This is a genomic window from Paenibacillus sp. UMB4589-SE434, from assembly GCF_030226685.1.
In the GTDB taxonomy this organism is placed as follows: domain Bacteria; phylum Bacillota; class Bacilli; order Paenibacillales; family Paenibacillaceae; genus Paenibacillus_B.
On the sequence record NZ_JASOYK010000009.1, the window covers coordinates 121,992 to 148,335 of the forward strand.

The window sequence follows — 26,344 nt, forward strand, 5'->3', positions numbered from 1 at the left end:
TGCTTTTTTATTATCCTATGAATTTAATGTATAACTTGTAGTACTTATTGACAAACTCCGCACATAGTCCACCTCTCGTGGACAAATTTCGAACTTTTACAATAGTTACATATGAGGTTAACATTACCAGAATGATTACTCTTTACGCTGTTCTTTAGTCGATTGTATTTATCACTACAATACGAATGAATAGAGAACAGGAGAGAGCGAAGCGATGCTACGAAGCAAACAGCAACGAACACTGCGTCACAGACTGATTCTATGGTCCTCCTTAACGGCGCTATTATGGCAGGCGGTATCGTTGCCTGTCATGGCAGCAGGTGAAGTAGAGCCGGCGGCTGCGGATCAGCAGGTGATCTCACAGGCAGATCGCGGATTCGTACAAGGGAACAACGTTACGAGCACATCTTTGGATGCGGGAGTTTTATCAACGGGGAATGTTCAACAACCAAATGGTCAAGCTGCACAACAGCAAGGAGGCCAGCAGCCAGCAGCCTTGCCAAATATGGCCTTAACAGGATTAGGACCATCGTTATTGATTACTGAAATGATTCCTGACACTACTAATATCGGGGGTTCGGATGGCTATGAGTTCATAGAAGTGTATAATAATTCAGGCCATATGTTAAACACGAAAGATTATAAGTTAGTTTATCGATATCTTGATTCGGGAGATGCTGACCTTAAATATTCACTGCCGGATAGAGTCATTCAACCAGGAGAATCCTTTGTCATTTGGTCTAAAAATACGGATAATCTTAATGAGCCAGTAGATCGGTTTAAACAATTTTATAAGCTTAATGTAGATGATCGTCTGATTATCGAATTAAAATGGGGCGGGATGTCCAACAGTAAACCTCGTGCGTTGCTATTGACTGATAGTCAAGACACGAACGTAGTTCGACCAATTGTTACTGCTGCCTATGATGTGTCTGACGTAAAAGCTGACCAAGGCATCCATTATGTTGCACCTAGCACAGGCAGCTCCATGATTAAGCAGGGCTTGTCCAGTGCTTCGCCTTTAACGGTGCGGCCGGACCAACTGACGGTGGTTGAACCTATTCAGATTATGCATGCGCCTCCAGCACAAGTAGTTAAAGGTTCGAATGCTCCGATAACGGCAATCGTTAAGGGTGGCCAGATTGGTCGCATGCAGTTCATAGAATATAAGACGGATAAAATGACCAAATCACTTAAACTGGCGATGAATAGTGTCACGGACGTGGTTTATGGCGCAGAAATTCCGGCAAGTGACTTGAAGGATGCTGCTTTATTGCAATATACATTCGAAGCAACAGACGGCAGACAGCAAGCCAAATCGCAGTCGTTTGTGGTTCCAGTTATGGATACTGCCGTGGGCATGCCTGCCTATGTGCCAGAGCTGCTGGTCACTGAATTGGTTCCTAATTCGGCCAACGTAGGTGGCGCGGACGGCTACGAGTTTATCGAGTTGTATAATCCGACGGATAAGCCAGTTGATATGAAGGATTATACGATCCGTTATCGCTATCCTGACGAAGGTGCAGAGGCTGATTTGTGGTGGCGACATACGGTTCCGGTGACGATTCCAGCTGGCCAGACGGCCGTATTTTGGATTATTAATGCCGAGAACGGCAGTAAGACAGCTGCAGATTTTAATGCAAACTATGGCTCAAATCTGACTGAGGGCGTTAATTTATTCCGTTTGTTCAATAACGGAATGGCTAACGGCAGCTATCGAGCGATATCTATTTCAACTAACACCGGTGTGGACAGATCTGTTGCTACCTATAACGATACAACACCTGCGGTAGACGGAACGCTGGAAAATGGAGCTGTTATCTATCAATACAATGAGTTGACGTTCCCAAATATGAAAAAGGTAAGTGCAGCAATCGAGAAAGGCACGCCAGGTACCCTTTTTCCCTATCAGAAGCTGCCTCAGCTCTTTCATGTGCCAGTTGATACGGTTCCACCACAAGTGAAGCTGCGGGAAATACCTGCGATAGCGGAAGATACGAAGGATTTGAAGCTTGTATTTGACGCTGTGGACAACACGGACGTGAAGACGTTAAAGCTGTACTACCGCACGGATGCGACGAAGCCATTTGAAGAGCGTAATATTCATTTGGTTAATGCCGCAAAAGAACTGTCCTATACGTTAGCTGCTTCAGAATTGATGGGACATGCGGCATTGGAACTGTATGCTGAAGCTTCAGACGGAACGCAGACGATTCGCCTGTCGGATATTCGAATTCCGATTCAATCGTCGCAGCAGCAGGGGGTACGTTTTAACGTTAAGGAAGGTCAATTCATTAGAGGTGACAAATGGATCAAGGCTGCATCAGGCAATGAGCGTACAGATACCTTGCAGGTGTCAATTGACGGCAAACCTATTGCTGGAAACGCTTTGCAGCCTGCTATGGAGCAGAAAGTGCTGTTTTCCTTTGATGTGAACAAGACTAATATTTTCTTCCAGAACGGCGTTGTCTTTCAAAATGAGATTATTCATGTATTTGATGATTCGATTAATGGCTGGACGACGTTGACGGTGCCGATTGATGCGGACAAGCTGTCATATGGCAATGCGGTGCCGATTACGATTCGTGCGGGATCTAAGGCAGGCACTTTTGACGAATCAGACAATCTGGATGACTTTAATATTCGTAACATACGCCTTGTACTCGCAGATGGAACGATTATTCGGGATGCGAATTATAAGGATTCGACGAAGGAATGGGATATCGGTGACAGCAACGGGATGAAGAAGCAGCACGATTTCCAATTTGCCATTCCGGACAAAAAATATAACGGGTTGGGTTACACGTGGAAAACGACTACTATAGCAGATGGTAAGCACACGCTAAAAGCAGTCGAGTCCAATGGCGATAGTCGGGAGATTAACGTCGTTGTGGACAATACAGCGCCTGAACTGAAGCTGAATGTTACACCGCAGCAGGTGGTAAAGGGCAAGTTAACAGTTCAAGCAGAAGCTGCTGATGCCTTGTCTGGTATTGAATCGGTTACGGCTGTGTTGGACGACAAGCCTGTACAGCTTCCGCTTGAGCTTAGCTCGGTATTGCTGCCCCCAGGCAAGCATCAGCTTATCGTTAAAGCTGTAGATCGTGCAGGCAACGTAACAGAGCGAGCTTCTGAGCTTCGTGTGCAGGCTGAGTTGCCGGATATTCCGAAGCTTGTATCCAGTCTTATTCATTCCTTACGCACAAATGGTACGTTAACGGTTGAGGTCAAGGACCCTACAAATGATCCGTTAAACGTGAAGTTCTATGAAGGGTTTACGTTTACGCCAACTGACACTTCTACGATGAAAGTGTACCAGGCGGCAAGTGATGTAGAGCCGCCGTTACTTGCGAAGCTGCCCAATGAACAGCAGCTTACTGCACAACAGCTTCAGGCGCTTGCCAAGCTAGACAACCAGTCGGTACGACATGATTCTTGGAATCAATTCCCGTATCAGCGTTATGAGCTAAGTGTGGACAGCCGTGTGAAACCGACGGATGAACTTAGTGTGGAATGGAAAGGCAAGTCTCTTCCAGGCCGAAAAGTAACGATGTATGCATGGAATGTGCAAGCGGGCAAATGGGATGCGCTGACAACGGCAGTTGCAGGAACCGATTTGTTTTCACTTACGGGTCAAGCCGTTGTTGATGCTTATATAAATAAGGAACGTAAAGTATCTGTGATCGTTCAGGATGAAGTAGCACCTGCTGCAGATGCAGCTAGTGTGAAGGACTTTACGTTGGTGTGGATGTCCGATACGCAATATTATGCAGAGTCTTATCCGCACATTTACAAGTCTGAAGTGGACTGGATCGCGGCGAACAAAGACAAGAAGAACATTCGTTATGTGTTCCATACCGGTGATGTGGTAGATGAGATGGACAAAGTGGAGCAATGGGAACGTGCAGATACGTATATGAAAGTGTTGGAGCAGGCAGAAGTGCCATACGGCGTGCTTGCAGGCAACCATGATGTGAATCATAAGGACGAGAACTATACGGATTTCAGTAAATATTTTGGAGAAAAACGTTTTAAGGACAAGCCTTTTTATGGGGAGTCTTACAAGGACAATCGAGGTCACTACGATTTGATCTCGGTGGACGGCATTGATTTCATCATGGTATACATGGGCTGGGGCATATATGAAAATGAGATCAAATGGATGAATGAGGTGCTTGCTCAATATCCAGATCGGCAGGCTATTCTTAATTTTCATGAGTATTTGCTCGTGTCCGGCGAGCGGGGACCTATTGCCAATAAGATTTATGATCAAGTCGTTAAGAAAAACGCCAACGTCATTGGGGTGTTAAGCGGGCATTATCATGATGCGGAGACGAAGATCGATGCGATTGATGATAATGGAGATGGTAAGCCGGACCGTAAGGTATACCAAATGCTTGCCGATTATCAAGGCGGACCTGAGGGTGGCGAAGGTTACATGCGTTTGCTGGAATTTAAGGCTTCGCCTGATGGCAAGCGGATCGAGCGAATTGACATGAAGACCTATTCGCCTTACAAGGACAAATTTAATTATTATGATCCCAAGGATCATCCGGGAAAAGACGAATTTGCAATCGATTGGAACATTGAACCGAAGTTGAAGCGGGTTGAGACAGATATGATCCGGGCCGATATTTATTCCAAGCATCTAATCGGGGCCGTAGATAATGTCATTAGCGGTGGCAAGGCTTCCGTGACATGGGACGGTTTATCGAATAACGGAAAATACGCGTGGTATGCCGTTGCAGCAGATGCATTTGGTGGAACAGCGCGGTCCCCGGTATGGTTGTTAGGTCAAACGGAGGATAATGGAAGCAGCGGCAGCAACGGTAATGGTAATGGTGGCAGCGTAAATGGGAACAATGGCGGGAAGGATAAGCCGTCTATCCCTGACGGCGATTTCGTCATATCGGCGCCTGCTGTTTTGGATGCGAGCGGTGTATGGGGACTAAGCCCCGGCACAACAACAATAGTACTGGATGGATTGAAGTCACATCCTAAGCAATCGGTAACGATTGAGATGAAGCCTAATCAGGCATTAGCTGCAGACTGGAAGGCGGCTTTAAATAGGGAGATTATGCGGGAAGCCGTGAAGCAAGAATCTACCCTGCGCTTGAAGCTTGGCACATATACAGTGACACTGCCGCTTGCAGTTGTACGTAATCTGCCTGAGGGCGCGGATAAGCTGGTTATTACGGGGCAGTCAGCCTTTACACGCCAGCAGTTGGCGGCTTACGCGAAGTCGTGGGCAGCATCAGGCTTGACTTGGACAGGGCAAGCGCTGCGTGTTAGCCTTGCCGTGGACATAAAAGGCAAGACGGAGTCCATTCCTGCATCTGTTCAAGGAATTACTGTGAACTTGGCAGCCAAGCCACAACAGGGAACGTGGTATGTTCAGCCTGCTGGAGCGAATACAAAGGCAGTCAGAGCTGAGTCAACAGACAATGGGGTTCAAGTAGCGTTGACTGCGGGCAACGTGATGTTGGCTGCCTTGATGCCAAAGCCTGCTTTTACAGATGTCAGCGGGCATTGGGGGCAAGCGTATATTGAAGCTTCGTCGGCACTCGGTCTTGTAAACGGGCAGACCGAGACGCAATTTAAGCCGAATGCAGCGGTAACTCGGGCTGAGTTCGCATCGATGATCGTGAGAATGCTGGAGCGAGTGTATGGAACAGCTAGCTTGGTGAAGGCTGGAAGCCATTCTGCAGCAAGCTTCCAAGACGTCGCTACCGGTGCTTGGTATGCGGAAGCTGTGTCCGCAGCAGCCAGCATGAACATTGTGAAAGGGGACGGCAAGCAGTTCCGTCCGAATGACCGTGTTACACGTGAAGAAGCCATCGTCATGCTGATGCGTGCGATAAAGCTTGCTGGTCACGATGCAGGCACATCTGCACTTACCTTTGCAGACAAGGCAACCGTCGCCACTTGGGCGCAGTCAGCTTTGCAGAGCGCGCAGTCGCTGCAGCTTGTGCAAGGGCGTGAAGGCAATCGCTTTATGCCGCAAGGGGCAATGACAAGAGCAGAAGTGACTAAGCTTTTGATGCAGTGGTTGAATTTATAGCAGGAAATGTAAGATAACGAGTATGGAAGAGGCAGCGACATTTGTCGTAAAAATTGCCTCTCCATGCTCGTTTTTTGTTATTAATAGTCTAATATATGTTCCTAGTTGCATTCAGATGATCTATAACGTGACTACTTACACCGTGCGTATAGTGCACACACATACCAGACACTCCCTACTGACACTTTTTAGCCTCAAATCTTCATGAATAGCTTAATTTACAAAAAAATCAAGGACATTATTTCCAAAAACAAGTAACCTAAAAGGATAAAGAAATTAAATTCCATTAAATCCCAAGTGGTTGTGGTAAAGGAGTATAAAATGTTGAAACTACGTGTTTTGTTGTTGTTTTTGTTAGGTTTCATCTTGTGTTCTCTACCTGTACTTGCAGATGCCAACAGCTATTATTATGATGCAAACAACAGGCTCATACAGGTGAATGAATACGGACATTCCTTCAAGTATGTTTACAACCAGCAAGGGGGACTTCAGAAAGTAGTGAAGGATGCAAACTTGCATGTAAATCAGGGGTTTGAATCCAAGGGGGATGGTCAAATTGCGGACCATTGGGGCTATTGGAAGTCCACTGATGTAACAGGCAGTTATGTGCTGGACACCACGAGTCCATTTGCGGGACATGCCTCACAGCGTATTGCAGCTCAATCTATACCTGAGGGTGGAATGAATGTTTACCAAGATATACGAGTTGTGCCTAAGGGTACGTATTATTTGTCAGCGCAGATGAAGGTGGATCAGATTCAAAATGCAGATGTAACGATTGTAATTCATTATTTTGATGACAAATATAACTTAGTTGGTTCAGCTGAACCCGCTAGATTAAGCAAAATAATGAGTTGGACCGGTATAAGTGGAAATGTTGTAATACCGGACGGGGCAGTCAGAGCACGAGTTCATTTTCATGCGCAAAAACAATCAAATTATGGAGATAGTAAGGCCGATTTTACAATCGATGAAGTAGTCTTTCAGAAAGAAAAGCCTCGTAGTTTCATTTTTAATCATAGTTTTGAGTACTTTCGAGATCAGAATGTTGCTTCGGGGTGGGAACCGTGGCAAGCAGAAGATACAATCGGCCGCTATGTGGTAGATAACTCAACTCCATATTCAGGGGAATCCTCCCAAAGGATAACTGCACAATCGATGCTCAAGGGTGGAATGAATGTGTATCAAAACATAAAGGTTGTGCCTAAGGAAACGTACTACTTGTCAGCACAGATGAAGGTCAATCAGATTCAAAATGCGGATGTAATGATTGCCATTCATTATTTCGACGACAGTTATAACCTAGTTGGTTCATCTACACCTATCAGTATCAACACGGTATCCAATTGGAAAAAAGTATCTGAAAGTTTTGTTGTTCCCCATAATGCAGCTACAGCTAGAATTCATTTGCACACGCAAAGACATACAAAAGAAGGTGAAAGTAGTGCTGACTTTATAGTGGACGATGTTGTTGTGTTAAAAGAGAAATAGATATGCTCTAAGTTAACTATTAGAAAAGGGGATACATTTTGATGAAAAAGATATCATGGCTCCTTATGGTGGCGCTCTGCTTGGAAATCCTATCACCCGGGATTCTGAGCATTCAACAAGCGGCCACGGCACTGGAACAGCAACAAAGTGAGTTGCTTACCATTGACAGCGTAGCAGCAAAGTACAAGGTGTCACCGTCTAGCATTATTGAGATGCTGAATGCTGGTTACAACTTAAAGGATATAGCTGCTGCACTGGACAAAAATTCAGACGTAACGAAATTATTCGATACGCTAGAGAAATTGTTCCCTGGAAAAGGCAAGCTGTATGAGCCGCCAGCGGTGACGGATGTGACGTATGGATTAAATAGTATGAACCCATTACTGGAAGAATACGGGCTTCAAAAGAATGAAAATTTATCACTCAGTCAAGATAATGTACTAAATGCAGTATATGGAGACCAATCTGTTACTCGTTCCGTTTATGCATTGTCAGCACGCAGTTTAGGAGGGGACTATGACCAATTAGGAGTTATAAATCAGCACGTCAAGTTAGATCAAGCTCCTTTTAGCGTTAACACGGGCGTTGAAGACATTTCAACGCAGGATGGATCTCTTAACCTAAGAACAACAGATATCGGGATTCCGGGTCGAAATGGTCTTTCCTTTCAATTGACAAGGTCATATAACAGCAATGCATCAGAGTTCTATGAAAAAAACTATGAAGAGAAGCTTTATTATAATACGCTTTTTGTTCCCGGGGTACGTATCCTTATTTATAAGCGCAATAAAACAACAGATGCTATGGAATATCATACCCAACAGGAACTAAGCAACAAATATTTTAAGTATCTGACTTTCTCTGCTGAAGTACCAACTTTCGTGTTAAGTGAGCTAAGTGGGAGAAATGATGCAAAAGAGGAATTAATCAAAGAAAAGTTCTCTAATCCTAACAAAATATGGTACGGTTTTGATTTTGAAACTTATGGGGATCTGTACCATGCAGATGTATATCCGGTAGGAACTCTGAATGGACTCGAATACGCAGGTCGAGGTTGGGCTTACGATAATGTAAATAAACCGAATCCTATGGAAGACCGTATTAGATTAGGGAAGGGCTGGGAGTGGAATATTCCTTACTTGCAGATAGGAAAGGACTCAAAATATATTAGAATGCCTGACGGTGGCGTGTACAAAGTAGACTACGGAAATACTATTGTAAACTACCCATGGCAGGATGTTGTCTTCAAAGAGGATTCCAGCGTGAAGGTAAAATGGCAGGAATCTGCGTACGTCTTAAAATATAAAAATGGACTGTCATACTATTTCTCAAAAATAGGGGATCTGATCCAAATCTCAGATTTGAGTGGAAACTATATTCACTTTCTATATGAACAGTCGCATTTGAATAAGTCTTCTCTGCTAAAGCAGGTGAGCGATCCATTGGGCAATACGTTAACACTAAGTTACACTTATGGTAAGTTAACGGTGTCCAATGGAACAGATAATGTGGAGTATGCAATTTCAAGAATTCCTGAAGCCGAATTTTCCTATTTGGAGTCAGTCAAAGATACAGCGGGGCGAACAACTTATTACACATATCAATTTGCAGAATCCAAATATTCTGTTGTTAATAATCTAAAGCCAAATCAACGCAACGATTATGCATTGATTAAGGAGATTCATCATCCAACTGGGGCCAAGACTTTATTCAGTTACGATTCACTCGAACGGAATCTAAGTAGTGGAACAAAGCAACTTCAATATCGTATCGTGGAACGCAAAGACGTATCAGAGTACACAGATGGTCGTGTTGTAGAAAGTAACAAAAACACATTCCGTTATGAGTCGGATCCCTATACTTTTTATCAAAGTGGAGAGTATAGAACGGTATTATCGAACGGAGAAATGAATACCTCCGTAAAATATAAAAAGCTATGGAATGATGGCAATCCGAAGTTCTTTAACCTGGAAACGATCCAAGAAGCAGGAGCTTCACAACACATCTCACAGCAAGCGTATGACGAAAACAGTGGCAACCCGTACCCGATCCAGATCGTGACCAAGAAGCGAAGCGGTGGCGCTGAAAGTCCAGCCCTGACAGTTAATCGCCAATATGATCGCGATGGCAACATCACGAGCGAGACCAACAGTATGGGGGCCAACACCGTCACGACTTACGATCCAACCTTTGCTTTGCCGCAAACGGTAACAACCAAGTTCGATGCAAACCAGCAGTCCGTGACTCGGTATGTACGGAATGGGCAAGGTTCAGTGATCGAGTCGAAGACATATGCCAATGCTGAGGGTGGACCACTGCTGCGACACACGAACTTTGAGTATGACGGCTTTGGCAATGTGACGAAGGTGATCGCCAATAACAACGGCAAGCCGACCGTATTCCGATACCAGTATGGGCCGGAGTATCAGCATGCGTTCCTTACGCAGCAGGATGTGGAAGTGACCAATGCCGATGGGCAGAAAAGCGTAGTAGTGGAGAAAGCGCAGTACGAGCCGTTGACTGGTCGATTGCTTGCGTATACGGATGGGCTTAATCAGACCACATCGTACACCTACGACCGCTTAGGCCGCACAACATCTATTACAATGCCGAACCAAGCGCAGGCCAGCTACGTGTACAACGACAGCACGAACCACATCATGGCTAAAAATACGTTAGGTGAAGTCCAACAGGTTTGGTTTGATCCGCTTGGCCGCAAAGTGAGCGAGACACAAGGCTTGGGCGAAGTGAAGTATGGCTATGACGAGCGTACAAGTCGTCTGCTGTGGCAGGACGATGCCTATGGCAATCGGACGTGGTACAGCTATGATGCGTTTGGTCGCCTCAAGCAGACCACGTATGCAGATCAGACGTCGGAGACGGTGCAGTATGATGATGCACAGCTTACTGAACTGTACACAGATGCGGAAGCAAACCAAAAGCTGAAGCGTTACGATCCCTTGCAGCGCCTTGTGGCGGAAGAGGTGTGGGTGAAGAAGGAGCAGACCTTTAAGCCCGAGCTGCGTAATGAGTATAATTCAATCGGTAAAATAACCGCTCTTACAGATGGCAACAGCAACCGGACCACTTATGCATATAACCCGTTAGGAGAGTTAACGGGGGTAACAGATGCCAGCCTAGAGACGACCCAATACACCTATGATCTGTTTGGCAACGTGACGAAGCTGCAATTGCCAGGCAGCCAGACGGTGACTAAAGCTTACGACGAACTGGGCAGAGTGATCACAGAGACAAACGGGACAGGTCAGGTGGAGAAATACCAGTACGACGCCAATGGCAACATCGTTCAATATGTGGACAAAGCGGGCGCAGCGACAACGCAGCAATTTGATGCGATGAACAACCTGCTTCGTTCTGCAACAGCGGATCTGGTTGTGCAGTACACCTATGATACGGAAGGCAAGCGCTTGAGTATGATCGACCAGATGGGGACGACAAGTTATAACTATCAGCCGCAATCCGGTTATTTGACGGAGATTCAATACCCAGACGGTGTCCAGCTTACAAACAGCTACGATCTGAACAAGAAAACAGGCTATGTGGTGAAGCAACCGGGAAGCAGCGTGAACCTGACGGTAAGTGGTCTGTACAACAATCGGAACCAGATTACGGACTTGAATATTAGCGGTGCGAAGATGCCAAGCACTCAGCTTGTGAAGTACGATTATTGGAAAAATGGGGTTGTAGCGAAGCGTCAAGTGGCAGGGGCATTTGCGGCCAACATGCAGTATGAGAACGACAAGGTGTCCCAGATTCAGTACGATAAGGGAGCGCAGTCCTTAAATCAATTCAAATACGAGTACGACCTAAACGATAATGTGATGTCTCGGAACGAGAACAACTATGTCACCCAGTTCAGCTATACGCCGCTGGATCAGGTGAAGACGTCTAGTGAGTTTAATGAACATTATACGTATGACGGGCGTTACAACCGCTTGACATTGGAGAGCAGCCGCGAACTGCCGATTCAGGAAGCCCAGTACGAGTACAACCAGAAAAATCAGTTGACCAAGGCGATTGGAGCCAAAGGCACAGTGAGCTACAGCTATAACGGCGATGGGCTTATGGTAGAGCGTACGGTGTCCAACGCGCGTCATCGTTACTATTACAATGAGGACAAACGGATCGTAGCTGAGGCTGTGATTGAAGCAGATGGCAAGCCGCGTATCCTCTATGTGTACATTTACGATACCAATGGAGCGATTATTGGTCGACAGGACGCTGCAAGCGGCAAGGTACAGTATTACCAGCTCAATGGGCATGGAGACGTTGTTTCTCTGACAGACGATCAAGGCTCTAAGTTAAATGAGTATCGCTACGATATTTGGGGTCTGCCGCTGGAAAGTAAAGAAACAGTCCCGAACATTTTCGGATATGCGGGAGAGTATTGGGACTCGGTATCAGACCTGCAATACTTAAGAGCGCGCTGGTATGACCCAAGCATGGGCCGTTTTATAAGCGAGGATAAGAATCAGGGCAAGATCGAAGAGCCAGACACACTGAATCGGTATACGTATGTGGAGAACAACCCGTTAAATGGTGTGGACCCAACGGGAGAATACCGGTTGGAGTGTGCATTTCAATGTTTTTCCGCAGGAACCCAGATTCAAACCGATGAGGGCTTAAAGGCCATTGAGGATATCAAAGTCGGTGACAAGGTACTGGCAAAAAGCGAGGAAACAGGTGAGACGGCGTATAAAGCCGTCGAAGAGACCTTTAATCGTAAAGCCGACGAAGTGTATGACATAGAAGTGAAGCAAGAAAAGATTACGACGACAAAAGAGCATCCATTCTGGATAGAAGGAAAAGGATGGGTGGAAGCTGGAGATCTGTCAGTAGGCGATAAGCTGGTAGATCGGGATGGTCAGGAGTACCCGATTGAAAGCATCACGGTACGAAAAGAACCGACAAAGGTATATAATTTTAGAGTACAGGGATATCACAATTACTTTGTAACGGATTTGCGCATCTGGACACATAACTGCGGTGGGGGCGGAGGAGGCAGAGGAATTGGTTCTACAACATCCAGCACCATATATAGCAGTCCTGGTAATGTGAGTAGAGGAAGTAATCTTCTCACGAAGAACGTTCCAGTTCCGGATGCCTATCAGAAGCTGATCAGGGATCAGTTCAATTCTTTTAAAGCACCTAAGGGGACGGGAAATCTTATTGATTCAAGTCCAATAAAGATCCCTGGTAATGCTGTTAAGGTAGAACAGGCTAAGAATGGGTATGATCAAATAAAATATAATTGGTCTGATGGAACTTATAAGTATGAAGCACGTTGGCATACAAGAACTCCTGGTGCACCTGCAGATCAAGGGAATACTTGGGTTGTTACAAGAACAACTCCAGGAAGCCAAACAACAAGAAAGCAACAACATATTTTGACGGGCGATACTCAATGGACATCTATGAAAAAGTGGCAGGATGCGGTAAGTGCGAGACAAAATGGAGTAGCGACGCCTGAACAACAAGCGCTCTTAGGTTCAGGTCATTGGTCAGCTCCATAAGTATGGGAGGTGTCAAATGGAAATAATTAAAGACTTTTATACTGGATTTGAGGGTGAACCGGAGATCATCTTCTATTTTGAGAATTCCGAGAATCAAAAAGTTCAGCTTAAGGCTTGGATTGGTTATTTTGATTCAATTATGGCAGCCATACAGCCTAATGAAAACGGGTGGAGTGGGCTCTCATATTACTATCATACGGATACCGCTTGGTTTGAAGAGTCGCCATGGAGAATACCTGATTTAGGCGATGCGTTGAACAATCTTCAAAGTGCCAATAAAACAGAATTAGATCAAGAGACACTAACTGTCTATCAAAGCATATTTGAACTATTTCATGAAGCGCAATCCATAGATGGAGAAGTATGGATTGCGTATGACTAAGCCTTGTTGATTACGAAAGACCTTGATTGGTTTCGTGCCTTTCAAGGTTTTTTTCTTTGGTGGGGCTACCTAGTGTCGATTTAACCCATCATTCAACCAATAACACATATAGCCCATGTAATACCCGTATGAAGAATTCATCACTTTGTTTGTTAAAAGCATCTATCTCAGCAGACTAAGACGGATGTAATAATTGCGGTTTACTTTCTGTTAGCAGGATCGTACAATACAATCAACAAACCAAACACTAGACAACTTGACAACTACTTGATAAACTTTCAAAAACTCTTTCCAACTTGAACTATGAGTAGGAATGAGCTTTTTTGCATGTCCAAATTCAAGGGGGAAAAGGAAAATGGCAAAACAGGTACAGGAAGTAGAGGAGACATTGGGTTTAATTGCTCAGGCACAAGCAGAGTATGAGAGGATAATGGAGGAAGTAAGAGGATACTGTCAGAAAGCACGAGAGTTACTGCAACAGGTGGACGAGTTGAGATGCTCTGGCAGTACAAATCCACAACCATAATGTGATGTCTCGGAACGAGAACAACTATGTAACGAATTTCAGCTATACGCCGCTGGATCAGGTGAAGACGTCAAGTGAGTTTAACGAACGTTATACATATGACGGGCGTTACAACCGTATGACGCTGAAAGCAGCCGCGAGCTGCCGATTCCAGAGGCTTATAAGCAGCAGTTGCTAAGGAGCCGTTTAATTCTTTTAAAGCTTTTAAGGGGACGGGAAAAAATACTTCTGTTACTGTTAGCTACGGAAATAGTAATGTATCTGTTTATAGGGGGGGTAATTCATTTCAAGTGAAACCAAATGAAGTGAAAATTGATAAGGAAACAGGTTTAGTGAAGACAACGCATGGAATATCTTTGGATACTAACCCAAACACTATTTCAAAATTTGGTGGTGCATATAGAATTGAGAGTTTACCGGATGGACTAAAAATAATTCAAAGAGGAAGCAGATTGGAGCATTTTGAAATAGTCCCTTCGTATAATATGCATCTTAAGCAATTTCAGCAGTTATTAAATCAAATAAAAGCAGCACCAGTAAAATAGATAAAATGGGGGGCGCATATGGAAAATTTTAAGGTGCTATTTCTTGAAGATACTGAACTAGCTGAATATGAGGCTATCAGCAAGGGGTACAGAAACGATATTTATGTAAAAATCTCAAATATGATCTATAACATTAGGGTGTATGACCTTGTAAGACTACAGCAGGATTTTGAATCTGAGTTAGAGGATTACGGATATTTTTCCATTGAACCCAATTTAGTGTTGGTTAAAGAAGTTAGTAAAGAATATATTTATTTGACTATTAAAGAACTTTTTAAGCAAAAGTATTTTGAGGATTTAAAGCCGATTGAGGAACCTAGTATTGGTAATCTCTTTGATTAGTAAGAGGTTAGATTACAATTACAGTTTAAAGCTTTTTGAGGGAATACTCAGTGTGTAACTAATCCCTTATTCGATCAAAACACATACAACCCATGCAAAAAAATTTACATTGTGGTAGTAGGATCGTACAATGCAACCAACAAACCAAACACTTTAAATCTTGACAAAACACTTGATTAACTTTCGAAAGCTCTTTCCCACTTGAACCATGAGTAGGAAGAGCTTTTTTGCACGCTCAAAATTAAAGGAGGACGAAACTAATGGCAGAGTAAGTACAGGTAGTAGCAGAGAAGACTGTATTAATTGCCGAGGCTCAAGCAAAGTATGAAACGATTAGAGCACAAATAGAGAAGTATTACCAGAAAACCAGAGAGTTAAGAAATCAAGCGAATGTAAAGGTGAACTGATGTACAGGTGATGATAAAAGTATACAGTTGCTTGACCAATCAAAAAGGTCGTCCTCACTAGCAGATTATCTTGACACTTATGAGAGGCTAGAAACTGCTCGCAACATAATGTGTGTGTTTCAATTTTCTTCCGCAGTAACCAAGATTCAAACAGTAGAAGCAATCGAGGATATCCAAGTCGGTGACAAGGTCCTGGCAAAAAAAAGCGAGGAAACAGGTGAGACAGCGTATATAGCCGTGCAAGAGACATTTAATGACACGGCCGATGAAGTGTATGCCATTGAAGTGAAGCATGAAAAGATTACGACGACAGAAGAGCATCCATTCTGAATAGAAAGAAAAGGATGGGTGGAAGCTGGAGATCTGTCAGTAGGTGATAAGCTGGTAGATCGGGATGGTCAGGAGTTCCCGATTGAAAGCATCACGGTACGAAAAGAACCAACAAAGGTATATAATTTTTGAGTACAGGGATACCACAATTACTTTGTAACGGATTTGCGGATCTGGACACACAACTGCGGCGGGGGTGGAGGAGGAAGAGGAATTGGTTCTTCTACATCCAACACCATTTATAGCAGTCCTGGAAGTATAAGCCGAGGCAGCAATTTGGCTGTGAAGAATGTGTCGATTCCAGAGGCTTTTAAGCAGCAGTTGCTAAAGGACCCGTTTAATTCTTTTAAAGCTTTTAAGGGGACGAGTAATGCTCTCTCCACTTAACGAGTCGGGCAGTGGATGTCGAAAACGGAGTATAATGAGTTTATAAAGACAGGATTAATTCCAAGAACGAATGTATTGACCAAGGGAAAAGAAGGTTATGAAAAACAAGCTAATAAAGGTGATGTTTATGTTGAATTTAATATGGACTCTTCATTACTTATGGTAAAGGACTCTCAATTAGGTTGGTCATTAGTAAAGTCAAAGAATCAAATGCAAATTAAACTGGCGGAAAAAAAGGACAAATGATAGCTGATCCTGTTGGTACTAATATTAAAATTGTCGATACTAAAAAGTAGAGTAGGAAGTGAAAACAGATGTTTGATTCATTGAAGCAGTACATTACGAAACTTATTGATTCTTTGGATAAAGGTATCGTAATTGAAAGTGAGGTTTTGTACGGGGATGCAAAATTGGAATATGCCCTGAGCAAAGAAAATTTTATGGCTTCCATCTCAGTTTTGTCAGACTACACTTACGATTTTTTTACTGTTGAGATTGAAAGTGAAAATACGCTGTCAGTAAAGACCGAAAAGTTCACGAACCTTGATGATTTGTTAGCTGAGTTAAAAGCAGATTTATTAGAGTTTTCATCATTAGAGTAATTTCTTGAGAGACCTTGATTGGCTTTGTGCCTTTCAAGGTTTTTTCTTTGATGGGGCTATCCAGTGCCGAATGAACCGATTATTTAACCAATAACATATCTAACCTATGTAATACCCGCATATTGTTTTCGCCATTTTGATTGTACGAACATCAATGCTTGAATTTTATACCCTGAATATCGCTATTCCGTTATACAAAACAGGTTGAATATGGTTAGATACCACCATGATTGACCTGTATTTTGTTATCTTCGTTTTCGCCCAACGGGAGAACATCGGTTGGAGTGTGCATTTCAGTGTTTTTCCGCAGGAACCCAGATTCAGACGGACGAGGGCTTAAAGGCCATTGAGGATATCCAAGTCGGTGACAAGGTACTGGCAAAAAGCGAGGAAACAGGCGAGGCGGCGTATAAAGCCGTGGAAGAGACCTTTAATCGTACAAGCCGAAGAAGTATATGTCATCGAAGTGAAGCAAGAGAAGATTACGACGACAAAAGAGCATCCTTTCTGGATAGCAGGAAAAGGATGGGTGGAAGCTGGGGATCTGTCAGTAGGCGATAAGCTGGTAGATCGGGATGGTCAGGAGTAGCCGATTGAAAGCATAACGGTGCGTCAAGGGCCGACGAAGGTATATAATTTTAGAGTGCAGGGGTATCCAATTACTTTGTAAGTTAAGGAGATTTAACATGAAAAGGTTTGAAATCGATTGCAATTATAATTACTTTGGACCAAGCAAGCTGGGATTATCACATGAAGAAGTGATTAAGTTGAGTTTAATTCCTAATGAACGAGTGCTTGTATTTCAAGACGAGGATGAATGGTTAGGAACTGTTGTGTTTTATAAAGAACTCCCATATGTGTATCAGTGGTATGTAAAATTAGATTAGTAGAAAGTATTAATTTCCATGTTGATTAAATATTCGTAATTTCACTTTGGATGGCACGATACATTTCACTTAGTTTCGAGGTGACTGCCATGGCTGAAAATTTAGATAAACAGACAGGACAATCATTCAATTTTAATAAAACTACAACAAAAAGAGAAAGTAATATTCTTGAAGCAAGGAATTAGTCGTAAAAGCCATAGAGGGAATTTAGCTCTCTATGGCTTTCTTTTGGGAGTGGAGCTATCCAATGCCGAATGTACTCAATATTCATTAACGATCTGAACAAGAAAACAGGCTATGTGGTCAAGCAATCGGGAAGCAGCGTGAACTTGACGGTAAGTGGTTTGTACAACATCGGAACCAGATTACGGATTTGAATATTAGAAGTGCGAAGATACTATCCAATCAAAGTAAGCACTACAGCAGCGAATACAACGATAAAATGGAAGAGTGGACAGCCTAATCTTATTAGTTATTATTAGGGGGCGGATTATAATGGTACACAGAATTCCACATCTGATTTTACAAGAGGTAACGGTAAAAGTACTCTAACAAAACACTTTAATGATCACAAACGTGATTTTGGTTATACAACTGAATCTAAATATCTGAATAGTGCAAGAAATTTTCTTGAAAAATCTCCAACTTCAACAACACAATCCTTACTTCAAAAGAAGGCACATATTTTAGATATGATACAGCTACTAATGAGTTATGGAATAATAAAGCAGTACGGCGTAAGTTCAACATATTATAAACTAGCAGTATATGCCCCAAAATAAGAGAGGTAGTGTGAAAAATGAGGAGACTAGAGTGTCCTTGTTGTGGCAATTTCACTATAGAAAGCAAAGATGAGGTTGTTGTAGATATTTGTGAAGTATGTTTTTGGCAGTTTGATACTGTGGCCGATGCTATGCCTGACATAAGTATAGGAGCAAACCATATTTCATTGATTCAAGCAAGAGAGAATTACAAACGGTTCGGTGTTTGCAAGCTTCAATACAAGAACATGGTTAGAGAACCGTTAGTAGAAGAATTGCCAAAAAATAATTCAGAATAGTTACCGTCCTGAGCCTTGAATGGCTTAATGTCCTTTAATTTTTCTTTTTCGAGGGGCTATTCAGTGCTGAATGAATTCCTTATATAGCGAATAAACCACTAAACTGCTACAAGAATTTATTCATTTTTTTGTACGAATACAAATGCTTTAAATTTTATAACCTAAATTAACGCTATTCCGATATACCAAACAGGTCAATAATGGTCAGTTACACCATCATTGGCCTGCTTTTTATTTTTGTGTCTTACGGTCTTTTCAAATTTATTCGCAACCGTAGTACTATACTACGAAAGGAACGTTAGGAATGACATAAATCGCAACTTTAACGATGGACGGAATTAGCATAGTTACAGCTGGGCCGGAGGAAGAATTGGTTCTCCTACATCCAGTACCATTTATAACAGTCCTGATAATGTGAGTAGAGGAGGCATCACGAAAATGATAGTGACGAAATACCGGCATCGAATACAAAGTATATGGTTGCTAAGAACTCGAGGGTCGCGCTATTATTAGAAGTTATCGGCCTCAGCCCGATAAGCTCAGGACCAAGGCTCTTAACTGATTTATTTTTTGTACTGTCCACTTGACGGGATACAATTCATAATTTATTTTACGTATCCTTTCCAATAGCCTACTAAGCCTGCTTCCGCCCCTGTTACGACTCTATACATATTTGCTTGCACATCTGACTGGGTCAATGGGAAGTTCCAAATTCGCACATCCCCAATCCTACCCGTAAACCTATAGATGGTCGTATCTCCTGTCCCAGAGATAAACGCAGCTGATGTTACAGATCTAGCTGCGGTAGTGGTTCCTTGTCCTGCAACAAGATTTTGCTTGATACCATTAATATATAGTTCATTTTTTGACCCGTCAGGTACACCATTATAGAATGTTGCAGTTACATGTACCCACTTATTTTTGAGGTTTGTCGAGGGTATACCCAGTACATTAGCTTCCCCCGTATTAAAACCAAAGTATCCACCTGCGAACCAGAGAGCATATGATCCGCTCCATGAGAAAGGCATTTCTCCTTCTATACCATTCCAGTACATCCAGAACTCTACCGAATTCTTTGCGGCTTTTGCTGTGTTAACGGCAACGTTGTCAAGCGGTACTTGATTTGTTCCATCAAACCTTAGGGAAGTGCTTGGTGCAGAAACATCAGCTAGTTTCCAGTATCCTGCTAAGCCTTTCTCAGTTCCTGTTAACACTTTATACATATTTGCTTGCACATCTGACTGGGTCAATGGGAAGTTCCAAATTCGCACATCCCCAATCCTACCCGTAAACCTATAGATGGTCGTATCTCCTGTCCCAGAGATAAACGCAGCTGATGTTACAGATCTAGCTGCGGTAGTGGTTCCTTGTCCTGCAACAAGATTTTGCTTGATACCATTAATATATAGTTCATTTTTTGACCCGTCAGGTACACCATTATAGAATGTTGCAGTTACATGTACCCACTTATTTTTGAGGTTTGTCGAGGGTATACCCAGTACATTAGCTTCCCCCGTATTAAAACCAAAGTATCCACCTGCGAACCAGAGAGCATATGATCCGCTCCATGAGAAAGGCATTTCTCCTTCTATACCATTCCAGTACATCCAGAACTCTACCGAGTTCTTTGCGCCTTTTGCTGTGTTAACGGCAACGTTGTCAAGCGGTACTTGATTTGTCCCATCGAAGCTTAAGGACTTAAATTTACGAACAAGGTTTCCATTATCATCGTAATAATAACTTTGTCCAGACGACATATAAATCAATTTTCCTGATTGATCGTAAATATAACGATCTCCATTATTTAAAGCTTCATTTCTAAGCACTGTGGTCTGGGTACTTAAATTATCTTCAATTAATGTTGCACCCTCTGTATATCCAATACGAGAGGTTGTGGAAAGTACTAGAAAGAAAACGCAAAATATAGATACTATTTGGTATGAAGTTCTGAACTGTGACCTCGAGTTAAAATTTGTTTTTTTCATACTTTTTTTAATTAGTGGCACTGTTAGTTCCCTCTCGTTGGTAATTGATTTTATTTAACTATTTATTTTTCTTGTCTATAATCTACCTACAATTAAAAAAATAGTCTTACAGTATAAAACTAGATTTTGTATTGTAATTGAAATAGAGTAGTTTGGTACTATTACATCCAAGTAGTATCTTTCTTAGAAAGGATGGTTGCATGCTAGCTAATACCCGCTGTTATGCAAAGGTAGACACTATTCCCAAATAATCCCTCTCGATATATTGATTTCATTGTTAAAATATATCCTCGATTTATTCTGCAATCAATGAAAATATTGTAAAAAATAGTTCGTTAGACACTACTCTGAGTGAATGTTCTTATTCGTTCATAAAGTCGTAATAGCATTTACTATATTTTCCTCGTCTTTACACCAACTCAACAAATGCTGAGGCAGGACAAACTGATCCCGTGACGAAGTAATGAAGTATACAAGCTGTACCACTACATACGAAGGGAAGCACCCTCTATGATAACTAGAACGATGCGAGCTGTCCTATCATTTGTGCTGCTGTTTGTCCTGATCGTACAGCCAGCGCTGGCTGCTCCTAAGCAGACAAAGGTGGAAGTGACATTTGTGAGCGCGGAATTGGTGGAAAATGATCATGTTGGCAACGAGTGGGCAACCGGCGCAACCGTTAACGGCAAGACGATCAAAGAAGGCGAAAGCCTTGTGCTGGCGGTGAAGGCAAACGGTTCAATTTCTTTAAAAGCTAACGCTGAGGAACAGGACAAGTATCCGGATAAAGGAACGGCAAGCCAATCGATCAAAGTAACGGCCATTAAGGCAAAAGCTTCAGAGAAAGTATTAAATGTGACAGTGACGGAGAACCGCGGCAGGTATTCGGGCAACAAGGCCAAGTGGAAATTTATCTTTTCTGTCAAAACCAAATAACGAGCAGCAAAACAATCCCCTCCGTATACGCAATAGTTGCGATACGAAGGGGATTGTTTTGTGATCCGCGTATGCTGGTGTTACTTTACTTTTTCAACTAACCTAATCTAGGCATTTGCTGCCAGCTTGCGTATTTGCTTCTTACGCCCGATCTGAATGAGCGTCAGGAACAATGCGGCCATCACACCACTTACAAGCAGTAGAATAAAGCATCCGTTCCAGCCAGATGACTCTACAATAAAGCCTACAAGAGCACTTGCTGTCAGGTTGCCGAAGAGGTAGGCGAACAAGCCTGTCAAACCTACGGTTGTACCTACAGCAAATTTAGGCACGAAGTCAATCGCACTTAAGCCAATCAGGAATTGTGGTACGTAGATCAAGCAGCCGATCACAGAAATCGCGATGCTGATCGCCAATACGCTAGTAGATTGCCAATATACCAGTGTGCCAAGGATAACGCCGACCATACTAATAATGCACAGTGGCATCCGGTTGCCTTTAAACAACTTGTCACTCAGCCAGCCCACAAGCAGGGAGCTTGGAATGGCTGCCCATTCAAATGCTGCGAAGGCCATATGGTACTGTGATTGCGTGAATCCTTTTACATCGGTCAAATAAAGCGGGACCCAGTTCAAGACACCAAAGCGGATAAAGTAAACAAATACGTTTGCAAGGCACAAAAACCAAATAAATTTATTTTTAAGCACATAAGTGAACAATATTTCTTTTAACGACAGCTTGTCCCCTTCGGGGTTACGTTCCACATCGTCATAGTCGTTGCGGTACTCATCGATCGGCGGAAGGCCGACGGATTGAGGTGTATCCTTACCGCAGAACAAGACAAAGATCGCAATGATGATCGCTAGAATAGAAGGGACGATAAATACGCCTGCTTGCCAATATGCCGTACCGAATATCCCTAGCGCAATACCTACAATTGGAGCGATAATACCACCGCCAATGTTATGAGAGGTATTCCAGATTCCCATTTTGACGCCGCGTTCTTTCTTGGAGAACCAGTTTGCCATAACGATACTACAAGGGGGAGCCCCCATACCTTGGAACATACCATTAAAGATCAGCAGCATAAAGATAAGAGCAAATGATGACGAGAAACCGAATCCGATATTTACGATGGCGGACAGCAACAGCCCGATCGCAATAAACCGCTGGGTGTGGGCTTTGTCAGCCAGATTCCCCATAAAAAACTTGCTTATGCCGTAAGTAACAGCCATGGCAGCGCTTAACAAACCGATCTGCGAAGGCGTAAAGCCATATTCGCTGGCTAAATAAGGTGTGGACAACGTAAAGTTGTTACGTACTAAATAGTAACCAGCATAACCAACGAATATTCCCATCAAAGTGCGGATGCGGAAAATATTGTACATCTTAGCAATCATGTGCTCCGGAAGGCGTGGTACGGCTGGAGCTTTTTTTAACCAACCCAACATATTTCATTCTCCTTAACCTTTTTTAGCTGCACGCAATCTGTTCCAAAGTTGAATGATTTGTTCATGCTGAGTTAACGAATGGTGGATCGGAACAACTTTTGTGTTTAAACGGGCTATTTTGTCCCGCTGTACCGTCGGCGTTCCGAAGGATACGTGCTCCAGTATGGCGGCCGCATCCTGAGACAAGCTGTAATCGATAAACCAATCGGCGACACCTTCATTCGGCGCATGGCGCAGCTTCGAGATCGCGTTTACGGACAGTCCCGTATCCTTCGGCACACTGCTGAGAAGATCAAAGCCTGCTTCCCGCAGCTTGCGCTGATCGCCGAGAAAATTGATACCGATTACATATTCGCCAGCACTGACCGATTGGGCAGGCATATAACCGTTTACCGTAAGGCTGCCGATATTGTCGTTCAGCTTGCGTACATAATCGGATGCTCGGCGCTCGCCCCAAGCTTCGTACAACGACAGCAAAAAGGTGTAAGCTGTGCCGGAGTAATTTGGGTCCGGCATTACGATGCTGCCGCGATAAGCGGGGTGCAGGAGATCCTCCCACGCAGTGGGCAAAGACAAGCCCATTGGCTGAAATTCTTTGCGCCATCGCTCCTCATTGATCGCAATGGATAACTGTTCGACTTCGTATCCAGCCCAGTAGCGGTCCTCATCCTTCAAAGCAGCGGGAATAGCCGTGAGGTTCGCACTGTTGATGGGCGAGGAGAGCTTCTCCTGCTTCATCGTTAAGTGAGCGTCCACCGTACCGCCGATCACAAGATCGGCCTGCGGCTTTAAAGCTTCCTTGGATACACGACGCAGTATTTCTTCCGTCGAGAGGCGAATATACTCGTACGTGCATCCGGTGCGCTGGCAGAAGGAGGACAAGAGAGCGCTGCCAACTTCCTCGCGGGCGGCGACATAGGCGACTAAATGGCGGCCTTTTAACTCGGGATATCCTTGTTCGTCCACAGTAATAGCATGATGTTCATTGGAACAGGCTGCCTGCGTCATTAGACAGACAACTAGTAGGAAGAAGAGTAATCGTTTCATCTTATATCAGCCTTTGCTTTCTTTGATTCAAACAGCTTGCCCAGGCTACTTTGCAAATAAATAGAGTTACCGTTATCGTCACCCATATATTGCATCACGATAAAGTCTGGATAGACAACAGCGTGCAGCAAGTCATTGCGGCTGTTTCGCAAGCTGTTGCCATGCTTGAATGCCGTAATGGTACCAAGCGGCTCTTGCTTTTGCAGCAGCAGCTGTTTAATCTCGACCATGTCTACAATTTCGTGGGCTTGGCGGATCTGCGTGACCAAGTAACCCTTTTCATGAAGATGTATAGCTGCTTCAGCCTTGTTGACCCGATAGGTCACATCTTGGGCATCACGTATGAAATCAGCATAATGCTCTGGTGTGTAGAACAGGTTAAGCAGTTGAGTCTGAAAAGCGGACAACATCGGCGTCTTGTGGCCGGGTCCATAGAACCATTGATTTAAGGTAAAATCATCTCCTAAAGCAAATGGCTGCTCATCCCCATTCAAATATTGAATACGGCCTGTAATCACGGCCTGCTCATTGACTCGAGCTGAACCAGTGGTCGGATCATACTCCTGCTTAATGCGATCGATGTACGAAATGATGGCATGAAGGCTGACTTCATCGGTGACCTGCACGACACCCCATTGGTCATGCACAATAGTGGCTTGCACAGGCAGGGAATCGCTTACTTTTCGCAGGACTTCATTTCTGTCCTCGATAATGACGACGTTCTCATACATGCGATCATTAAGAACGTAGCCTATACCAGACAAAAGCAATATAAAACCTGCAAACAGCAAGAAGCTCCATATAAGTTTGTTCATGATTGGTTACTCTCCTTCGATAGCATAAACAACCATCATTTCATAATCGCCTCGCAAATGTTTCATAAATGTATTATTTCTCATTTTCATGCATAGAAATCGTTTCCAGTGCTGTGGGTGTACAGAAACGCAGCTTGACTGATGTACCTTCGCCTTCTATTGCGCGAAGCTCCATCTCGCCTCCCTGCTGACGCATTAACTGTCTGCAGATGAGCAGGCCAAAGCCATTGCCAGAGTGAGAAGACAGCTTAGTATCTTCCGGCGCGAGCGCGAAATGCTCAAGTAGTTCCGTGCTGATGCCGATACCGTCGTCTGAAATGGTAAGGATAACCGCATCATCTGTTGTCTGCTGCTGGAAGGTGATTCTGGTCGCATCGCTATACTTGATGGTGTTATCAAGCAAATTCAGCAAGATCTGTTTGGTCTTGTCCGGATCCGCTACTATTTTAATAGAATGAAGTTTATCGATAACAGTAATGCGATACTTTTCAAGTCGCGGTTTTACAACAAACACAGCTTCTACTGCAATACTTGCGATGTCACAAATCGTTGGTGATACGGAAAACGGACTATCTCCGTATTTGGACTGGCTGAGCAGCTCTTCCACAAGCGTCAGCAGCCGTTCGCTTTCTACGGAAATATGACGTAGGCTGGTCTGAATATCCTGCTCGGCGTGCAAGCGTGGGATCAGATTCGCATACCCCATAATGGCGGTAAGCGGCGTCTTCAACTCGTGCGTCACACGATCCAGGAAGTCGCGCTGCTTGTCCTTCTCACGACTTAACTGCTCCATATGGAGCTCGATCGCGTCTGCCATCGCATGAAATGATTGTGCCAACTGGCGAATCTCTTCATAATCATGCAGTCCAATACGGCTGCCGTAACTGCCGCCTGCAATCTTCTTGGCCATGTCGCGCAACTGCTCGATAGGTCTGCTGAGCGAGGCAGCAAAGCGGTTCGCCACAACAATCGCGGCAATCAAGATCAGCAAGCAGGCGATCACAAAGGTTCCGTTCATCCGCTGCAGCAGCAGTGCCTCGTCTTCCAGCGGGTGGAGAAATCGGATCACTCCGATCACCTTACCGCCGACATATAAGGGACTAGAGAACAGCATCATAGGTGAGGGAGAAGCTTTTTGAATCATATAAGCTTTGTTTCCTTGGACGGCTTGTTCCATGTCTTGATTTACGTAGGGCAGTGCTGCACGTTCGGTGTCTGCCCACATACGATTGTGAGGACTGAGAAGCTGAACTCTTAATCCCATACGTTTTGACAAATAGGATGCGATCAGCGGAGCACCATTCTGGAGGGTTACTTCTGGTGTATCTTTCTGCTCGCGTTCGACATAATTGATCGTATAAATCTGTGCCTCTACACTCAGCTTTTGCAGCGAGCTTACGGCTGATTGATAAATGTTGTTTTGCAGCGAAATAACCATCACGATGTACAAAAACAACATGACGGGAATAAATAATGCTAAAATAGCCAGATTAAATCGTTTCTTTAAAGTCATGATTGTCACCTTATCTGCCGTTCATTTGCCATCGGCACAAGAC

The 26,344-nt window shown here is 43.7% G+C and carries 20 protein-coding genes and 3 pseudogenes; 18 read left to right on the plus strand and 5 right to left on the minus strand.

Translation table 11 applies throughout. The features are described 5' to 3' along the window. Window positions 1–214 precede the first annotated feature (214 nt). From QP775_RS22960 to QP775_RS23035, 17 genes and pseudogenes are all read left to right on the plus strand, one after another. A complete protein-coding gene (locus QP775_RS22960; protein WP_285109099.1) occupies window positions 215–6,061 on the plus strand; it encodes an S-layer homology domain-containing protein in 5,847 nt (1,948 codons plus the stop codon). 324 nt (window positions 6,062–6,385) lie between these two features. Further along, on the plus strand, window positions 6,386–7,552 hold the full coding sequence (locus QP775_RS22965) for a carbohydrate binding domain-containing protein (RefSeq protein ID WP_285109100.1): 1,167 nt from the start codon (window positions 6,386–6,388) through the stop codon (window positions 7,550–7,552). 41 nt (window positions 7,553–7,593) lie between these two features. Beyond that, entirely contained in the window at window positions 7,594–13,086 is a 5,493-nt protein-coding gene (locus QP775_RS22970) for a polymorphic toxin-type HINT domain-containing protein (RefSeq protein WP_285109101.1), read from the plus strand. A 16-nt stretch (window positions 13,087–13,102) separates the two neighbouring features. Next, entirely contained in the window at window positions 13,103–13,468 is a 366-nt protein-coding gene (locus QP775_RS22975; protein WP_174808206.1) for a dihydroorotate dehydrogenase (quinone), read from the plus strand. A 355-nt stretch (window positions 13,469–13,823) separates the two neighbouring features. Beyond that, window positions 13,824–13,994, plus strand: a complete 171-nt coding sequence (locus QP775_RS22980; protein WP_285109102.1) for a hypothetical protein — start codon at window positions 13,824–13,826, stop codon at window positions 13,992–13,994. Window positions 13,995–13,998: 4 nt separating this feature from the next. After that, complete coding sequence (locus QP775_RS22985) at window positions 13,999–14,172, plus strand: hypothetical protein (RefSeq protein WP_285109103.1); 174 nt, start codon at window positions 13,999–14,001, stop codon at window positions 14,170–14,172. A gap of 112 nt (window positions 14,173–14,284) precedes the next feature. Next, complete coding sequence (locus QP775_RS22990; RefSeq protein WP_285109104.1) at window positions 14,285–14,539, plus strand: hypothetical protein; 255 nt, start codon at window positions 14,285–14,287, stop codon at window positions 14,537–14,539. 18 nt (window positions 14,540–14,557) lie between these two features. Next, on the plus strand, window positions 14,558–14,881 hold the full coding sequence (locus QP775_RS22995; protein ID WP_285109105.1) for a hypothetical protein: 324 nt from the start codon (window positions 14,558–14,560) through the stop codon (window positions 14,879–14,881). Between the two features lie 521 nt (window positions 14,882–15,402). Continuing rightward, a pseudogene (locus QP775_RS23000) lies at window positions 15,403–15,750 on the plus strand (polymorphic toxin-type HINT domain-containing protein). A 33-nt stretch (window positions 15,751–15,783) separates the two neighbouring features. Then, window positions 15,784–16,005 carry a hypothetical protein gene (locus tag QP775_RS23005; RefSeq protein WP_285109106.1) on the plus strand — a complete coding sequence of 74 codons (222 nt, stop codon included), beginning with the start codon at window positions 15,784–15,786 and terminating at the stop codon, window positions 16,003–16,005. Between the two features lie 12 nt (window positions 16,006–16,017). Beyond that, a pseudogene (locus tag QP775_RS23010) lies at window positions 16,018–16,251 on the plus strand (TreTu family toxin); the annotation flags it as partial. A gap of 68 nt (window positions 16,252–16,319) precedes the next feature. Beyond that, window positions 16,320–16,607 carry a hypothetical protein gene (locus QP775_RS23015; protein ID WP_285109108.1) on the plus strand — a complete coding sequence of 96 codons (288 nt, stop codon included), beginning with the start codon at window positions 16,320–16,322 and terminating at the stop codon, window positions 16,605–16,607. A gap of 279 nt (window positions 16,608–16,886) precedes the next feature. Beyond that, window positions 16,887–16,991: pseudogene (locus tag QP775_RS25815) on the plus strand (Hint domain-containing protein); the annotation flags it as partial. Continuing rightward, entirely contained in the window at window positions 16,972–17,196 is a 225-nt protein-coding gene (locus tag QP775_RS23020) for a polymorphic toxin-type HINT domain-containing protein (protein WP_285109109.1), read from the plus strand. The pseudogene QP775_RS25815 and the gene QP775_RS23020, both read left to right, overlap by 20 nt. Window positions 17,197–17,293: 97 nt before the next feature. After that, the gene (locus QP775_RS23025) at window positions 17,294–17,494 is read left to right on the plus strand and encodes a hypothetical protein (RefSeq protein WP_285109110.1); all 201 of its coding nucleotides are present in this window, start codon (window positions 17,294–17,296) and stop codon (window positions 17,492–17,494) included. Between the two features lie 254 nt (window positions 17,495–17,748). After that, complete coding sequence (locus QP775_RS23030) at window positions 17,749–17,871, plus strand: hypothetical protein (RefSeq protein ID WP_285109111.1); 123 nt, start codon at window positions 17,749–17,751, stop codon at window positions 17,869–17,871. Between the two features lie 422 nt (window positions 17,872–18,293). Then, window positions 18,294–18,554: a CPCC family cysteine-rich protein gene (locus QP775_RS23035; RefSeq protein WP_285109112.1), complete on the plus strand. Its 261-nt coding sequence runs from the start codon at window positions 18,294–18,296 to the stop codon at window positions 18,552–18,554. Window positions 18,555–19,159: 605 nt separating this feature from the next. On the opposite strand, the gene QP775_RS23040 is transcribed toward QP775_RS23035, so the two are convergent. Next, window positions 19,160–20,539, minus strand: a complete 1,380-nt coding sequence (locus QP775_RS23040; RefSeq protein WP_285109113.1) for a LamG domain-containing protein — start codon at window positions 20,537–20,539, stop codon at window positions 19,160–19,162. Window positions 20,540–21,049: 510 nt separating this feature from the next. Between QP775_RS23040 and QP775_RS23045 the strand changes: the two genes are divergently transcribed. Continuing rightward, window positions 21,050–21,475 carry a hypothetical protein gene (locus QP775_RS23045; protein WP_239332639.1) on the plus strand — a complete coding sequence of 142 codons (426 nt, stop codon included), beginning with the start codon at window positions 21,050–21,052 and terminating at the stop codon, window positions 21,473–21,475. 107 nt (window positions 21,476–21,582) lie between these two features. Here the strand turns inward: QP775_RS23045 and pgtP are convergent, their stop codons facing one another. The 4 genes from pgtP to QP775_RS23065 form a co-directional block, all read right to left on the minus strand. Next, complete coding sequence (pgtP, locus tag QP775_RS23050) at window positions 21,583–22,926, minus strand: MFS transporter (RefSeq protein WP_285109114.1); 1,344 nt, start codon at window positions 22,924–22,926, stop codon at window positions 21,583–21,585. A 12-nt stretch (window positions 22,927–22,938) separates the two neighbouring features. Then, window positions 22,939–23,973: an ABC transporter substrate-binding protein gene (locus tag QP775_RS23055; protein ID WP_285109115.1), complete on the minus strand. Its 1,035-nt coding sequence runs from the start codon at window positions 23,971–23,973 to the stop codon at window positions 22,939–22,941. Further along, a complete protein-coding gene (locus QP775_RS23060) occupies window positions 23,970–24,788 on the minus strand; it encodes a DUF3919 family protein (RefSeq protein ID WP_285109116.1) in 819 nt (272 codons plus the stop codon). The genes QP775_RS23055 and QP775_RS23060 overlap by 4 nt, the downstream gene beginning before the upstream one ends. Window positions 24,789–24,861: 73 nt before the next feature. Further along, the gene (locus QP775_RS23065) at window positions 24,862–26,301 is read right to left on the minus strand and encodes a sensor histidine kinase (protein ID WP_285109117.1); all 1,440 of its coding nucleotides are present in this window, start codon (window positions 26,299–26,301) and stop codon (window positions 24,862–24,864) included. Window positions 26,302–26,344 lie beyond the last annotated feature (43 nt).